Below are 15,479 nucleotides of genomic sequence, written 5' to 3' on the forward strand. Positions count from 1 at the left end.
GAGTTCATGCTCGCCACTGGTTCTTTGAACTTCAGCCTCAAACAGCGGGCCGCGGACTCGATGGTTTCCCTTCTTCAGTCGCTGAGCGTTCAGATGGAAGCGTTGTTCAGCCGCTGCAGCTCAAGTTGCTCGGCAGCACTGGCTTCGAGCTTTGCACGCTCTTCATCCAGATACCGATAAATGCTTTGGAAGTTGGCGATTTTCTGTTTGATTTCTGCCATCTTTTTTTCAATGAGCTTGGCGCCCTCGGCGCAGTCGATCAGCTTGTTGCGCTGCGCATCGAGAATCTCGCCTATTTCCCCCAGGGAAAACCCCATGCTTTGCGCGCGCTGGATGAAGTCAAGATCCTGCAGAGTTTGTGCGTTGTAAACACGATAGTTGTTCGTTCGCCGCTGCGATGAGATCAGGCCGATTTGCTCGTAGTAACGCAGCGTATGACGGCTGGCGCCGCTGCGGGCCTCGATTTCACCAATTTTCATGAAAACACCACTTGACCATAGAGTTGGGTCGATAGTTTACGCTTGGTTTCTCACCTTCAACAAGGAACAGGGAAATGAGCGTGGAGTGCTTTGTCACCGGGGGTACCGGCTTCATCGGTCAACATTTGCTGGCACACCTGAGTGCAAAAGGTCACACCGTTCGGGTGCTGATGCGTCGCCCGGAGCGACTCGCGGCACTGCGGGAGCAAGTCGACCATTTGGGCGGCTGCGCCTCCCGGGTATTGGCCGTGGCCGGCGATCTGGAACGGGATCAGCTCGGGCTGAGTCCTGCCGACCGAGAAGCGTTGAGGCACGCCAGAGTCGTCTTCCACCTGGGTGCCCACTTCGCCTGGGGGCTTACCTTGGAACAGTCTCGTGCGGTGAACGTGGAAGGAGCCAAGCGCGTGGCGCTGCTGGCGGCTGAGCAAAACAGCCGGTTGGTGATGATCGGCGGCTACATGCTGCAAAATCATGAACACCTGCGACGCATCGGCATCGATCCTCACCATCCGCAGCGGACCGATTGGCCTGCGCTTTACCGGCATGTCGGTGGTTACGAGGCGAGCAAGCTGGAAGCGCATTTTGTGACCCTGGAGACCATGTCCGCCAAGGGCGGAGAGCTGACCGTTGTCCACCCCGCGACAGTGTGTGGCCACAGCCGCACGGGGCATATCCTCGACGGCCAGCCGCTGGTGGCGCTGATACGCAACCTGGTGCAGGGAAAGCTCACGGCCGTGCCCGGTACCGCCAGGCACTGGCTGCCACTGGTCACCGTGGACTACCTGGTGGAGCTGATGACGGCGAGTGCTTTTGATCCGGCCATGGCGGGCCAGGAACTGCTGGCGCTGGATGCGCAAACGCCCAACTTGCGAGAAATGTTGGTGCAGGTGGCACAACCTTTGGGCTTGAAGTCTCCCAAGCATCACGTTTCGCTCCGACTGCTGAAGTGGCTACTGAGCATTCCTCCCGTCGCGCGATTCATGAATACCCAACCCGAAGCCTTGGACTTCATCCAGACCACTCGTTTTGATACCGCGGCCGTCGAGCAATTTGCTAGCAGGCATGGCATAGCCAAACCGGATATACGTCAGTCGTTGCAGCACACTGCAACCTTCGTCAACGCTCATTGCATGGCCAAGGGTCAGGCCGGCTGACCTCTCCCTTCAAGGTCGGCAGTGTCCTGCCGGACGAACTCACTTACCCCCCCATCACCACCGGGAGTGCCGGGAGTTTCGTCCACTCAAACTGTGCGCCGCCGATGTAGAGCGGCATTCTATCGAACAACCATTCAGCGACAGGGATCGTCATCGATGCCATCCACTTTCAGCAAAGGCGTCATATTTGCACTGTGCGCTGCGGCACTGAACGCAACGATCGGTGTACTCAGCAAAGTCCTCATGAATAATGATTTCACCGCGAGCAGTGTCGCTGTCATCAAGACCCTACTGGGTTGCGTGCTGCTATCAATCTTGCTGTTTTTCCTCAAGCGCCCGGAGAAATCGAGCCAATGGATCCAGGCAGCTATCTGCGCATTTCTTGGCATCTTTGTGCTGTTCCACTTCGAAACCTCCGCCTATCGACACTACGCGGCAGCAGGTGTGGTGGTGGTCCTGATGGCCAGCGCTTCCATTTCCTCGATCATTCTGGGGCGCATTTTCCTCAAGGATCCCATCACCGCGAACGCCACCGTTGGCGCCGCACTGGCCATCGCCGGGATCTCAGTGATCTTCGGCGGCGACCTGCAGCAGGGTTTTACCCTGCAAGGTGCGGCGCTTGCCGCCATGGCCGGCTGCGGCTATGGGGCCTTTTCGGTTGCCATGAAGCGCATGGGGGTGTCGGGAGGACTGCATTTCACTCGCCAATTGTTGTTCTTCGGCGGCCTGTACCTGCTGCTGCCAGCGGCAGCCGATGGATTCACAATGGGCGAGCTGTCGCCGCTGGCGATCGCCGCCCTGCTGGCGCTGGCCACGCTGCCGACAATCCTGGGCTTCTTCTGCACTACCAAGGCCATCGAATATCTCAAGCCATCCCAAGTGCAAGCCCTGGAGCTGACCGAGCCGCTGTTCGCCGCGCTGCTGGCGTTTGTGGCGCTCAATGAAGTTCCCCGTGAAAGCCTGTATGCAGGAGCGGCACTGATCATCCTCGGCCTGTGTTTCTCCAATGAACTGATTCGCTTGGGCAGCAAAGCATCAGTCGCGTCGGCCGAATGAGCTGCTCTGGGTCTCTGATTACTCTGGCGATCGGTGTTTTGTTAAGTGTTTCAAGCCACTGGCCGCGTCACAAGGCCTTTGAAAAAGTGCAGGTCAGCGCGGTCACCATCGGCACCGGGCTCAAAGCGTCTTGTGCTGACAGTCAGCACAAGACGCCACACAGCAGCCGGAAGTGGACAACGACCGGCTGCGACACTACCGTCTCCACTCTCAACCCGCCCCCCCTCCCCAAAAAAACGCCCAAGGGATGGAGATGAAATTCTTGCCCCGCCACGCAGGCACGCGCCGGCCCTGGTACGTAACGTTGCTCTGGATAGCGCTACTGTTGTGGCTGGCTACTCATTGGGACTTCGCGTTGCCAAGGGTGAATGTCCACTACTCGCCCTCAGGCCAGGACGCGCTCAGGTACATCTGGAATGTCCAGGATCGGATTGATAAAGGAGGAATGCTTCCCGGAGGCGGCGCAACCGATCATGGCGCACTGTTCCCGGACGAGGAGTTCTTTATGGAGTTTTCGTGGTGGAGCAAAATCACCAGGCGTAATCATTGCATCAGCATCAGCCCGCAATGGCCCACTACCGATATCTACCTGAACGCCGACGGCGACATCGACCAAGGTCAGACAAGTGCAACGAATATCAGCCGGTTGGCAGCCTGTCGGTGGGATCGAGCCAAGCCTTAGATTGATATCACTGGCGCCTCAATCAGTCGTTCTTGAATCCCGGCAGTCCCTGGGCTTTGCGCCACTGCTTCACTGTCTCAGTAACACCCTCGGCGGAATGATCCGCACCGGGCTCAGGGTGGAAAATCAGGTCGTAGCCATCTGGATGGCCTGCGAGATTACTGAACCTTTCAAGCAACTCACCTAGCTCATCTGCCGTCCCGCCCTTGTTGACGACCCGGATGTCTTTGACGAAGGAAATGAATTCGGCCTCGGTAAAATCAGAGATATCTTCCATGCTGTGCTTATTTTTCCTTGTGAAGGTCATTGTGATTTCGCGGGGTGTTAACCCTGAATGTTTATGCGTCGGACGCCGCCGCCTCGACAGTGCGTCCGGATAGCCCCCAATTTCGTAGACTCTTGGATTGACCGCTGGTGGCCGATTGCCGCCGCTCACCAAGGCAACCTGGGAGCGCTCCTCAGTCGAGGCGGTTGATGGCGCGTGCAAGATTAGCGCGCGCTTGCTGTTCGAATGCATCGAAGAATGGGCCGGTCGTATAGATGCGTCCGCGTGCCAGGAAGCCCTCCAGGACCTGGCGCCGCTTTCGGCGGTAGACAAACAGCGGCACATATCGGTACTCGCGACGGACTTGGCGGTCGTACTCCTCAAACCGCGCAGCCGATGCCCCAAGGATCGCCAGATCCGTGTCCACCAACACGGCCTCGTCTGCCGACGCTGGAGCGCCGTCGTGTCGCGTCACCATGATCAGGCCGTAAAGCCTGCGTCGGATTTCATCCCCCAGGCCGCTATCGCGTGCCACGTCGTCCAGCCATTGCGCACTGCGCAGCTCGTTGTCGCTGCGAAGGGGGTCGTATATGGCGTCATGAAACCAGAGTGCGAGGTCGACTTCAGCGGGGGCATGGCAGGCAGCGTTGATGAGCCGGCGCACCTGGAGGCATTCCTGCAAATGCTGGCAGTTGTGATACGCACGATGGGGCTCGCGGTAGCGTCGAAGGAGCTCTTCGTAGGTTTCTCGCGGCGGGCATCCGACGCCAAGCTCCGCCCAGAGGCGAGCCCAGGCGGCGAAATCCACACCATCAGGCACCTCGGGGGCGCCGTGCGCGCCGGCCGGAAAGAGGTTGCGCCCTTCTGGCGTTCCCCTCATCGCTCCTCCTCCCCATCAATGTAACGCTCGACCCAGGCGATCAACGTCGGTGCGGCGAAGGCCGTCGGCAGCAGCGGCCGCGCCGTGGTGGACAGCGTGAACGCCCCCTGGATAAAGCATGTAATGCCCGCCACCAGCGCGTCGAGCCCTCGGACGCGGCGTCCGCGTTCGGCGAACCGCTGCCGGAGCAGGCCCTTGAGGAGCTTCATCTGCGCCGCTAGCACGGCCTGATAGACCTCACGCACGTCTGGGTCGTGGGCCGACTGCTCGCCGATCATCACCCATGCCGCCACCGCATCGGGCTGCGCGTCCGAACCGTAGGCAAGGTGTGCTGCAATGTAGGCCTGAAGCCTTTGCTCGGCGGTCTGGGCCTCAGCGGCCCGGGACTCGTAGCGCTGATGGGCGTAGCCGGCCAGTGAGTCGACCAGTGCCACCAAGATCTCGCGCTTGTCCTTGAAGTGGTAGTGCACGAGGCCAGGCGCTAGCTCCGCATGCCGGGCGATGGCCGCTACGGTTGCGCCAGCGTAGCCGGCCTTGGCCATGACGGCCTGGAGTGCCGCCACGATCTGACCGCGTCTTTCATCAGTGTTCGAGCGCCGTGCCATGTCACCTTTCCAATGTTGGTTGCGCGACCAGCTTAGCATTGACATCGACCTCGCCACACCCTAGCTTTCCAAATATTGGTTATCAGACCAACTTTGGAGATCATGATGAATTCCTTCGCTGAAAAACTGGTGGCCGGGGCCACTGCTCCGTCGGCCTCGGTCGAGCTACCGCTGGGTGACAAGGTGCGGTGTGTCCTGGTCCACGAGTTTCTTTCGGCCAGCGAGTGCGAGGCATTGATAGAAGCCACGGAGCAGCGCGGGTTCGCCAGCGCAGGGTCGGACTACCCGTCCTCCTACCGCGATAATGACCGGATCGTGGCAGACGACCCAGCTCTGGCCGGACGACTATTTGAACGTTTGAAGCACTGCGCCTCGCGGATGCCGAGGCTCGGGACGGTGATCGATGAGGACGGCTGGCGTCTGGTCGGCATCAATGAGCGGCTGCGCTTCTGCCGCTACCGGCCCGGAACCCAGTTCCGCGCCCATCAGGATGGTGTACACCACCGCCAGCACCAACAGTCACGCCTGACCTTCATGATTTATCTTAACGACGATGCATTCAGCGGCGGAGAGACCGTGTTTTTCGAGGGACGGTCCGCAGCCATGTCGAACCGGGATTCCACGCTCAGGCTGCGCCCCCGAAAGGGCAGCCTGATCGTATTCGATCACTCTCTCTGGCACGCCGGCGCCTTAGTGGACGCTGGCCAAAAATACGTCATGCGCAGTGACCTGATGTACGAGCCACAGCAATCCTTGCACGTCGACGGCCCCTTCCAGCCGGGCCACCGCGGTTACGTATGGGCGCTTGCCGACCTTGGCGACAGGGGCTTTGCAAGCGCCGGGCGTGACGCAACCATCCGGCTGTGGGATCGCGAGGGCCGGTGCCTGGGCCAGCTTGACGGACATACACAATCCATTCTGGGTCTGGTGGGCGTGGCGCCTGGCGAGCTTGTTTCTCACTCGCGGGATCGAACAGTCCGGCATTGGTCCTTGGCGACCGGCAAGTCAAGGTTGATCGGCACATCGGACTCGGCCGTCCTGTCCTCGGCAAAGTTAGGCGCTGGCCTCTTCGTAACCGGGGCTGCTGACGGTCGCGTGACAGTCTGGAACCTGGCGACAGGTGCCACGGACAAGCGTCAGGCCCACGCCTGCTGGGTCTGGGCGATCGCGCCTATGGCCAACGGTGGTTTCGCCACCGCATCGGAGGACGGAACCGTCAGGCTGTGGCAACCCGAGGAGCGGGACTGCGTACAAGTGCTCGATCTGGGCCGCCCCCTGAGAACGCTGGCGAGCTGGATCGACGCCAATGGCAGCGTCACCTTGGCCGTTGGTGATCTCGACGGCGCGGTGCACCTGCTAGCGACCGAACCGATGCTCGCGCTCCTGGATTGCCTTGCCGCTCATGACGGGCCTGTGCGGCGCGTGCGCTTCGAGGCGCGACACATGCTGCTGACCTGCGGCGAGGACGGATTCGTCAAGCGCTGGAACCTGCCCTCACGGCAAGGGGTGAGCATCGGCTCACACGACAACTTTGCAACCGATGTGCTCCCCACCCGCTCCGGTGGCTGGATCAGCTGTGGGTATGACGGCCGGATATTGGTGCATGGCGACAAGGGTTAGGACGCCCTACTCCTGCGCTACCCAATACCCGTGCTTTCGAGCGCACATACCGCAGTGATACCCGAAGCGCCCAGCCCGCGAAAAGACGCAACGTAAATAGCGGCATTTTGATGGCAACCACTGGGGCCCGATGTTTATGATGCAACCTATGCTCGGGGCGACAATCTTGGCGATACGCCCATGAACAGCTGGAAATGCCTGCATGAAGATTGCGACACGGATCAAGCCCCTCGATATCACCGGAACGCTTGCGAGTGCCGCCTTCAAAAGCACATCACTGGAGCCTGATTGGACATGTACCCCACTGGAACTCATCTGATTGTTGGTCGAGGTCTCTATACCCACCACGGGATTTTTGTCGGCAGAAATCGCGTGATCCACTATTCCGGTATGGGCTCGGGTCTTCATAAGGGATGTATCGAGTCGACCTCTCTTGAAGCCTTCCTGCAAAACAAGAAAGCGCGAATCAAGACCTACAAAAAGGTCTACTTCCGCGGGCCCGAAATCTGTCGTCGGGCGCGCTCCAGGCTGGGCGAGGATGAATACAATCTTCTGTTCAACAATTGCGAACACTTCGCCACCTGGTGCGCCACCGACCGGCACTCCAGCGAACAGATCAACGCCGCGACCGAACGCCTGAGTAGCAACCTCGTAACCCATCTGCTGATGCGCCAAGTAGCAAAGCAAACGGCCGAACAAACGACCAAGGTTCTACTCACTAAAGCGGGGACCTCGGCCGCAGGCAAAATACTGGCCGGCCAGGTAACCAAGACCGCAGCCAATCACGTAGCACGATCATTGGCTGGACAGGCCCTGGCCAAGGGTGCAGTCAGCACCGTTGCCGGTTTCGCGGCTACGGGTGGAGTTTCCAGCATGACGGCTGTGGGATTGAGCACAGTCGGTATCGTCGGAGGCACAGCCCTTGCCCCGGCGGTGGCAACAGCAGCCGTCGCAGTAGGCGCGGCCTATGTGGTCAGTAGCATCTGGGATTTGGTTACGGACTGGTGGTAAGTCGTTGAGACCTCGGCAAAGGCCTGCCCCCTCCAGTAAAAAGGCGACGCATTGCGTCGCCTTTTTCGTATTTTCAGAACTCAACCGGGGTGTACGCAGGATCAGCCATGCCCCATGGTTCTCTCACCCAAGGCGTGCAGCAGATTGCAGCCATCGCTAGGCAAGTTGCATCGACCGGTTGCATCCGCAGCCAGAAGCGGTCAATCAAAGAATCTACAAAGTGAGAGCCATTCAGACACCATCTCGAGCGCATTGTGGACGTTGAGGCGGTATAAGACGCAGAAAGCTTGAGGGTTAAAAACCCACAAAATCACATTAATCTTCACAAGAAAAAATAGGCACAACGTGGAAGATACTTCTGATTTTACCGAAACCGAATTCATTTCCTTCGTCAGAAACATACGGGTGGTCAACAAGGGCGGGACGGACGATGAGCTGGGTGAGTTGCTTGAAAAGTTCAGCAAACTCTCAGGCCATCCAGATGGCTATGACCTGATTTTCCACCCTGAACCCGGTGCGGATAACTCCGCCGAGGGTGTTACTAAGACAGTGAAGGAATGGCGGAAAGCCCAGGGGCTGCCGGGGTTCAAGAACGACTGATTGCAGCGCTTACCCACATAAAGAGACACGCTCATAATTAAAAACAGCCAATAGCGGACGTTTAGGGTAGAGAAACAAATCTGTCCGTGTTTCTTGGGGCGACCACTCCAGTTCAGCTTTCATGTAGAAACGCGGGTTTCGATTTTTACTTGGGCTCTTCACACCGCCTGGGCCGGAAGCAGACAACTGTCGAGATGGGATTCGGTAGCCGAGTTAAAGGGCCTCCTTGCCTTTCTGCGCCTTTGGCCAACAGGTCGCTGGTATGATCCGCGTCCGGAGCCGCCTGCTGGAGGCGGTGTGTTTGAGCACAGGAAGTCCCATGAAAAGAATGCTGTTGGGTGTGTGTCTGCTTTCACTGGCCGGTTGTGCCAGCTCGCCCGATACCTCCTTCACCCAGGCCACCCCAGGTTGCAAAGCGGCCACCTCTGAGGTCAATGGGAAACCGGTCACTACGCAGTTCTGCATCAAGACCATCGCCTTCAAACCCTCACAATACCGAGTCACTGTTAACGACCAGGTGCTGTTCACCGGTACTGACTACCAACGCGTCGCCTTCGCCAAAACCATCAAGGAAGGTCCGGCCAAGGGCACATGCAAGGAGCTGATCGAGTTGCAGGGCTCCGGCTCGAAGACAGTGCCATTGAGCGAGTTGCCCACCGAATTGGTGGCAGGCTGCCGGATTACGGCAGACGCGGCCGGCAACTCCCAAGCCTTCAGCAAAGACGACGCCTGCGACAAGGCGTTCTACAAGTCGCTGGCGCCGATGCTGGGCAAGGTGATGCCGGTTGAAGTGGCCCGCCAATGCAGCGTGACAGTGGGCGAGCAGACCGTGTTTGACCAACGTTTCAACTTTTAGAAAAAGGCACTGGAACAGAGGGGCAGATTGACTTTCTCTGCTCTAGCCGATAGCAATCGGCACAAAACAGCGTTAACCGTCGAACAATGGCTAAGAAATCTGATCACCTATCACTACGATAGATACTCCGAACGTTACGCTAGATAGCCGGGTAAGCTCAGCCAATGCCCGCAAAGGGGCAGGCAAGTCGTAAAGTCTTAATGGATTCAGTGGACGGTATTGCAGCTCATATCCGTTCAAGGCTTGGTGTGCATCGCGATGAACGTCCGACCAGTCGTATGCAAACAATCCACGTTTGGCAAAGGCAACGAAAGCGTTTGCGCTAGACATGGAGGTGACCAGACTTACATCGGACACCTCCGGCAATGAACAGACCCATTCTTCGGAGTGCTCGACGGAGGGAATTGCGGAGTCAGGAATCGGCCCCGGACCAGCCGTAGTGAAAAGCGCAACCTGCCCGATGGCATCAGTGGCGATCCATCCAACATCAAAGCTCTGAAGATCGTGGGGAGTAACCATTGGCACCTACTTAGAAAAAAGAGGCTAGTTGATTTTTAAACCCTAGTTTCCCAGATCTGAGTGTGTAAAAGCGCGTCGACGAATTGCCAAGTCGGGAAGAAATGCGACGATATTATCTCCCCGCTCCAAATGTCCGATCCTGGCCGATTGCGGCCTGTCACGAACGGTAGAAATCGGCCAAATGCAGTCATTGAGTATCAAGAGGCGGTTCAGTAGAACCGCGGCCTGTAGATCCTTTTGCGTTCTTCAGTTCAATGCAGTGGCCTTTTTTTCAACTAGCCCAGCTCCCACTACCAGCATTTCAGGCAAGCTTTTTCTATCTTCGTCTGATGCAGCGCCGATATGAACATCACCTTTCCACAGCTCCCCAGCTACAACTCTAAGATCTAGGTCTGTCTGAGTGCTTCTTAAATCCTCGTGCCCAACGTAGTGCCAGCGTTTTTTTTGAATAGGTGCTTTTGATGTGTAAAGCAGGAGATCAAATCTGTCAGGTAACTCGTCCGGAAGTCTTTGTTCAGTAGAAAAAAATTTATATATTCCAAGCAAAATGGTGTCTTTGTGTCGCTCTGATACATACAAAACCTTGGCTGGCTTAAATCCTCCTTCTACAGGGATCAATACGATGTCACCAGCTGTCGTTTTCTTGAGTTTCACAGTCCGAGTCTCTTCAAAGTTTCATTAAATAACTGATCGGTACCGGTTAGCGACGGCCCGTCTTCGGCCGTCGCTATGCATGGTCAAACCTCAGTCTGCTTCGCCCTCTCCAGGGCGTCTTCGGTCTCAATACCCAGATATCGAACGGTGCTCTCCAGCGTCGAATGGCCGAGCAGCAGTTGAACCGCCCGCAGGCTCTTTGTCCTGCGATTTGAAGCCTTACTCGGATGGCCGAGATTTCTCTCAGGATGCCGTTGAGTCGATAGCAGCCCCTTCTGCACTCGATCAGAAACTAGCGTTGGAAAACGCTACAACGGATGACTGCCCCGCCTCCCCTCTACCCCTGCGCGCCCCAATACCAAACCGCTCCCCCCTCAAACGCCGGCATCACTTCCCCCTGCGCAAAGTAGCGCCGCGACTCCGGCGCCGCCGGGGTAAACCAATAACCGGCCTTACTACAGGTCTCCCCCGCCACCACCGGCGCTACACGTTTCGGGTGGCTCGGCCGAAGGTTCCTCGCATAGGCCACCAGATCCTTGGGATAGACCCTATGCTCGACCCCGCTGTCATCGATGCCATACAGAAAGGCGATGGCTGCCGCCTCGAACGCCCAATACCCGCAGTAGCTGCCCTCGTCCCCTTGCAGGTGGCTGTCGTGCCAGGGTGCCTGTTCGAACGCGGGGTACCAGTCGTCACAGTACTGCTGCAGAAGGTCGCTGGCCTCGGTCGGATCGTCGGCGTAGATGGCTTGTATCAGCGGTGTGTAGACGTCGTGGTACCAGTCATCGACGTCATATCGGTCGGGCAGCAGTTTGCTCAGCAGGTCTTCGTAGAGGGTGTCGTCCCCGGCGTAGCCTGCGGGGTCGATCAGGGCCACGAAGCGTTGGAGCAGGTCGGTGCGGTGCAGCAGGATGCACAGGCTGAACACCTGGACGCACTCTTGGTACTGGTCGAGCCAGTCGTCGATCGCCAAGGGGGTGATGTTCGAAATCTGGTTGTACTGGGCCAGTTGTCTTTGCAGGTGTTCGTAACTGTCCACCAGGGTTTCCAGCAGGGGAATCAGCAGGTCGATGCTGTGGCCGGCGGTGTAGCGGATGAGGATTTCCTTGAAGATCCACTTCTGGAAATGCCGGGCCCTGAGGGACTTTTCCTGGGCTTCGGAGTCGGACTCAAAGGTGTTTTCGGCAAAGAACTCCACGCTGTGCTGGTAGTTGCTGAAGAAGTTCGCAAGGCGCGCTGCGCTGAGGAATGCTTGTCGTCTGTCCTTGATCATGGGTCTTCCTTGTCTGAACGGCGCCCGCTCCAGGCGTTGCCGGCAAGCGCGGCAACGCGCAGTCACCGGTCCAAAAAACAAAGCCCGCGACACAAGGCGCAGGCTGGATAGGGTTGCAACAGGTCGAGCCGGATCAGTTACCCGGCCCCTTAGAAGTTCGCCGGGGTGTTGGCGCTGATGATTTCCGCCTCATCCTGGCCAATGTTGCGGAAGCTGTGGGGCAAGGTGGTGGGGAAGTAATAGCCATCCCCCGGGTTGAGCACGCTGACTTGCCCGTCCACGGTCAACTCCACGGTGCCGCGGGTCACCAGGCCGCACTCCTCGCCTTCGGCATGCACGATGGCTTCTTCGCCGGAGCTGGCGCCGGGGGCGTATTGCTCGCGCAGAAAGCGCATCTGCCGGTTGGCCACCGGGGCGCCGATCATCAACAGGCGCAGGCCGTCGCGGCCCAGGTCGGGCTGTTCGTTGGCGCGGAACACGTACTGGTGCTCACGGGGCGGCTGGTCGAAGGTGAAGAAGTCGGCCAGGGACATGGGGATGCCTTCCAGCAGCTTTTTCAGGGAGCTGACGGAGGGGCTGACGCGGTTCTGTTCGATCAGGGAGATGGTGGCATTGGTGACGCCGCTACGACGGGCCAGCTCACGCTGGGAGAGTTTGTAGCTTTCGCGAACGAGTTTGAGTCGGGTGCCCGTGTCCATAACAGCCTTATGTGAGAAGTACTTAAGGGTATTTTTGCGGCGGTTGGGTCGCGAACGTCGCGATTTGGCTGCCCTGGAGCCTGAAAAGGCGGCTATTTAAACATGTTTGACAGGCAAGCTGTAAAGACTGGCGATGGGCGTGAAGGCCGGGTGATGGAGTGCCGGTTTTCTGGGGCTTTGCGGGGCTTTTCCTGGAGTGGGTCAAGGGCCGGAGCTTCGCGAGCAAGCTCGCTCCTACAGGAGTGGGGGCTGTAGGAGCGAGGTGGCGTCAGATGCCGAAGCGGTCGCGCAGGGCGTAGTACGCGGCGCCCATGGCGGTCAACGGGGCCTGGAAGGTGCGCCCGCCGATCATCGGCATGTGCGGCAGGGAGGCGAAGGCGTTGAAGCGCTCGGCGTCGCCGCGGATCATTTCGGCAATCAGCTTGCCCGCCAGGTGTGAACAGGTAACACCGTGGCCGCTGTAGCCCTGCATGTAGTAGGCGTTCTTTTCGATACGGCCAAACTGCGGCATGCGCGACATGGTCAGCAGGAAATTGCCGGTCCAGCGGTAGTCGATCTTCACGTCCTTGAGCTGGGGGAAGGTCTTGAGGATCTTCGGCCGGATCAGTTGCTCGATGTCGTCCGGTTCCCGGGCGCCGTAGACCACGCCACCGCCGTACAGCAGGCGGTTGTCGCCGGTCAGGCGGAAGTAGTCCAGCAGGTAGTTGCAGTCTTCCACGCAGTAGTTGTTGGCGATCAGGCTGCGGGCCAGTTGTTCCGGCAACTGCTCGGTAACCACGATCTGCGAACCGCAGGGCATGCTCTTGCGGGTGACGCGGGGGTCGAGGTCTTGCTGCAGGTAGGCGTTGCCGGCGATCAGCAGGTATTTGGCGCGGACCACGCCCTTGGCGGTGCGCACCACGTTGGGTTCGCCGTAGGTGATTTCCACCGCCGCCGACTGTTCGAAGATCTTGCCGCCCAGGCCGATGATGGCGCTGGCTTCGCCCAGGGCCAGGTTCAGCGGGTGGATGTGGCCGCCCTGCATGTCCAGCAGGCCGCCGATGTAGTTCTTGGTGCCGACTTCGCGGTCGATCTGCGCCTTGTCGAGCATCTTCAGGTTGTTATTGCCCAGGCGCTCCCAGTTGCGCTTCTGTTCCGCCAGGCCATTGAGCTGCTTGTTGTTCAGGGCGGCGAAGATGCCACCGGGGCGGTAGTCGCACTGGATGTCGTAGTGCTGGATGCGCTGGCGGATGATGTCGGCGCCTTCGAAGATCATGCTGCCGAGCACTTCGGCGCTTTTTTCGCCGTAGCGTTCTTCGATCACGTCCACGTCGCGGCTGTAGGAGTTGACCAGTTGCCCGCCGTTGCGCCCGCTGGCGCCGAAGCCGACCTTGGCCGCTTCCAGCACGGTGACGCTGTAGCCGGCTTCCGCCAGGAACAAGGCCGAGGACAGGCCGGTGTAGCCGGCGCCGATCACGCAGACGTCGCACTCCACCAACTCTTCGAGTTGCGGGTAGTCGGTGGTCTGGTTGCGGGTCGCCGCGTAGTAGCTGTTCACGTAGGTTTGCATGAGAAATTCCCCAGCGGGTACGGGCCCAGGCCCGCCGCCGCTGTTGTTATAAGAGTTAGAGCTTGATCCAGGTCGCTTTGAGCTCGGTGTATTTGTCGAAGGCGTGCAACGACTTGTCGCGGCCATTGCCAGACTGCTTGAAGCCGCCGAACGGCGCGGTCATGTCGCCGCCGTCGTACTGGTTGACCCACACACTGCCGGCCCGCAGGCCACGGGCAAAACGGTGGGCGCGGCTGAGGTTGGCGGTCCAGACCCCGGCCGCCAGGCCGAAGATGCTGTCGTTGGCGATCTGCAGCGCTTCTTCTTCGGTATCGAAACTGATGACCGACAGCACCGGGCCGAAGATCTCTTCCCGGGCGATGGTCATGGCGTTGGTCACGCCGTCGAAGATCGTCGGCTCGACATACAGGCCGCCAGTGCTTTCCAGGGTGCGGACACCGCCGGCCAACAGTTGGCCGCCCTGCTCCTTGCCGATGTCGATGTAGCGCAGCACGTTCTCCAGCTGGCGCTGGTCCACTACCGCGCCGACCCGGGTCTCGGGGGCGAGGGCGTGGCCCGGTTTCCAGCCCTTGAGGGCCTCCACCAGCAGCGGGATGAACTGCTCGCGGATCGAGCGCTGCACCAGCAGGCGCGAGCCGGCGGTGCAGACTTCGCCCTGGTTGAAGGCGATGGCTGCGGCCGCCGCCTCGGCGGCTTCGCGCAGGTCCGGGGCATCGGCAAACACCACGTTGGGGCTCTTGCCACCGGCTTCCAGCCACACCCGCTTCATGTTGCTTTCGCCGGAGTACACCAGCAGTTGCTTGCCCACGGCGGTGGAGCCGGTGAAGGCCAGCACGTCCACATCCATGTGCAGGGCCAGGGCCTTGCCGACGGTGTGGCCGTAACCCGGCAGGACGTTGAACACGCCCTTGGGGATGCCGGCGTCCAGGGCCAGCTGGGCGATGCGGATCGCGGTCAACGGCGACTTTTCCGACGGCTTGAGAATGAACGAGTTGCCCGCCGCCAGGGCCGGGGCGAATTTCCAGCTGGCCATGATCAGCGGGAAATTCCACGGCACGATGGCCGCTACCACGCCTGCCGGTTCCCGGGTCACCAGGCCCAGCTGGTCGTGGGGCGTGGCCGCCACTTCGTCGTAGAGCTTGTCGATGGCTTCGGCGATCCAGCGGATGGCGTTGGCCGTGGCCGGAATGTCGATGGCCATGGAGTCGCCAATCGGCTTGCCCATGTCCAGGGTTTCCAGGAGCGCCAGTTCTTCCTGGTGCTCAAGGATCAGTTCGGCAAAGCGCGTGAGGATGCGCTTGCGCTCGGCCGGTGCCTTGCCCGACCAGACGCCACTGTTGAACGCCTGGCGCGCCACCGCCACCGCACGATCGGCATCGGCCTGATCGGTGCTGGCAACGTTGGCCAGGAAGCGCCCGTCCACCGGGCTCAGGCATTCAAAGGTGGCACCGCTGGCGGCGGCGCAGTACTGGCCGTCGATAAAGGCACGGCCTTCGAGGCTGAGGGACTGGAAGTGCTGCTCCCAGTCGCTGCGGGATTTAGTCATGGCAAATACTCAACGCAGGAAGTGACACGGTC

General features: G+C 59.6%; 16 protein-coding genes and 1 pseudogene. 7 read left to right on the top strand and 10 right to left on the bottom strand.

Annotated elements, in window-relative coordinates; all coding sequences use genetic code 11:
- Positions 1-89: 89 nt before the first annotated feature.
- A complete protein-coding gene (locus M2395_RS09205) occupies positions 90-479 on the bottom strand; it encodes a MerR family transcriptional regulator (RefSeq protein WP_123431019.1) in 390 nt (129 codons plus the stop codon).
- A 74-nt stretch (positions 480-553) separates the two neighbouring features.
- On the opposite strand from M2395_RS09205, the gene M2395_RS09210 reads away from it, so the two are divergent.
- The 3 genes from M2395_RS09210 (at position 554) to M2395_RS09220 (ending at position 3,371) form a co-directional block, all read left to right on the top strand.
- Positions 554-1,633, top strand: coding sequence for an SDR family oxidoreductase (locus M2395_RS09210; RefSeq protein WP_015635130.1), 1,080 nt, complete (start codon positions 554-556; stop codon positions 1,631-1,633).
- Between the two features lie 156 nt (positions 1,634-1,789).
- Complete coding sequence (locus M2395_RS09215) at positions 1,790-2,689, top strand: DMT family transporter (protein WP_015635129.1); 900 nt, start codon at positions 1,790-1,792, stop codon at positions 2,687-2,689.
- 253 nt (positions 2,690-2,942) lie between these two features.
- Complete coding sequence (locus M2395_RS09220; RefSeq protein WP_080644476.1) at positions 2,943-3,371, top strand: hypothetical protein; 429 nt, start codon at positions 2,943-2,945, stop codon at positions 3,369-3,371.
- 22 nt (positions 3,372-3,393) lie between these two features.
- On the opposite strand, the gene M2395_RS09225 is transcribed toward M2395_RS09220, so the two are convergent.
- From M2395_RS09225 to M2395_RS09235, 3 genes are all read right to left on the bottom strand, one after another.
- The gene (locus M2395_RS09225) at positions 3,394-3,648 is read right to left on the bottom strand and encodes a bacteriocin immunity protein (protein ID WP_041117385.1); all 255 of its coding nucleotides are present in this window, start codon (positions 3,646-3,648) and stop codon (positions 3,394-3,396) included.
- A gap of 181 nt (positions 3,649-3,829) precedes the next feature.
- Entirely contained in the window at positions 3,830-4,516 is a 687-nt protein-coding gene (locus M2395_RS09230) for a hypothetical protein (protein WP_123431021.1), read from the bottom strand.
- Complete coding sequence (locus tag M2395_RS09235) at positions 4,513-5,121, bottom strand: TetR family transcriptional regulator (protein WP_072442399.1); 609 nt, start codon at positions 5,119-5,121, stop codon at positions 4,513-4,515. The genes M2395_RS09230 and M2395_RS09235 overlap by 4 nt, the downstream gene beginning before the upstream one ends.
- Positions 5,122-5,226: 105 nt before the next feature.
- Between M2395_RS09235 and M2395_RS09240 the strand changes: the two genes are divergently transcribed.
- From M2395_RS09240 to M2395_RS09255, 4 genes are all read left to right on the top strand, one after another.
- A complete protein-coding gene (locus M2395_RS09240; RefSeq protein ID WP_123431022.1) occupies positions 5,227-6,741 on the top strand; it encodes a 2OG-Fe(II) oxygenase in 1,515 nt (504 codons plus the stop codon).
- 294 nt (positions 6,742-7,035) lie between these two features.
- The gene (locus tag M2395_RS09245; protein WP_077935004.1) at positions 7,036-7,752 is read left to right on the top strand and encodes a lecithin retinol acyltransferase family protein; all 717 of its coding nucleotides are present in this window, start codon (positions 7,036-7,038) and stop codon (positions 7,750-7,752) included.
- A 345-nt stretch (positions 7,753-8,097) separates the two neighbouring features.
- A complete protein-coding gene (locus tag M2395_RS09250; RefSeq protein ID WP_053157707.1) occupies positions 8,098-8,352 on the top strand; it encodes a bacteriocin immunity protein in 255 nt (84 codons plus the stop codon).
- 319 nt (positions 8,353-8,671) lie between these two features.
- Positions 8,672-9,208 (top strand): hypothetical protein, encoded by a 537-nt coding sequence (locus M2395_RS09255; RefSeq protein WP_148071263.1) that lies wholly within the window; start codon positions 8,672-8,674, stop codon positions 9,206-9,208.
- Between the two features lie 765 nt (positions 9,209-9,973).
- Here M2395_RS09255 and M2395_RS09260 read toward each other — a convergent pair.
- From M2395_RS09260 to M2395_RS09280, 6 genes and pseudogenes are all read right to left on the bottom strand, one after another.
- Positions 9,974-10,381 (bottom strand): hypothetical protein, encoded by a 408-nt coding sequence (locus M2395_RS09260; RefSeq protein ID WP_141679901.1) that lies wholly within the window; start codon positions 10,379-10,381, stop codon positions 9,974-9,976.
- A gap of 83 nt (positions 10,382-10,464) precedes the next feature.
- A pseudogene (locus M2395_RS31775) lies at positions 10,465-10,590 on the bottom strand (integrase); the annotation flags it as partial.
- A 128-nt stretch (positions 10,591-10,718) separates the two neighbouring features.
- Complete coding sequence (locus tag M2395_RS09265) at positions 10,719-11,654, bottom strand: PoNe immunity protein domain-containing protein (RefSeq protein WP_123431025.1); 936 nt, start codon at positions 11,652-11,654, stop codon at positions 10,719-10,721.
- Positions 11,655-11,803: 149 nt separating this feature from the next.
- Positions 11,804-12,352 carry a cupin domain-containing protein gene (locus M2395_RS09270; RefSeq protein ID WP_011060642.1) on the bottom strand — a complete coding sequence of 183 codons (549 nt, stop codon included), beginning with the start codon at positions 12,350-12,352 and terminating at the stop codon, positions 11,804-11,806.
- Positions 12,353-12,620: 268 nt separating this feature from the next.
- Positions 12,621-13,901, bottom strand: a complete 1,281-nt coding sequence (locus M2395_RS09275; RefSeq protein ID WP_123431026.1) for an FAD-binding oxidoreductase — start codon at positions 13,899-13,901, stop codon at positions 12,621-12,623.
- 55 nt (positions 13,902-13,956) lie between these two features.
- The gene (locus tag M2395_RS09280; RefSeq protein WP_123431027.1) at positions 13,957-15,447 is read right to left on the bottom strand and encodes an aldehyde dehydrogenase; all 1,491 of its coding nucleotides are present in this window, start codon (positions 15,445-15,447) and stop codon (positions 13,957-13,959) included.
- Positions 15,448-15,479: the final 32 nt, after the last annotated feature.

It is taken from the genome of Pseudomonas sp. BIGb0176, assembly GCF_024810175.1.
GTDB lineage: Bacteria > Pseudomonadota > Gammaproteobacteria > Pseudomonadales > Pseudomonadaceae > Aquipseudomonas > Aquipseudomonas protegens.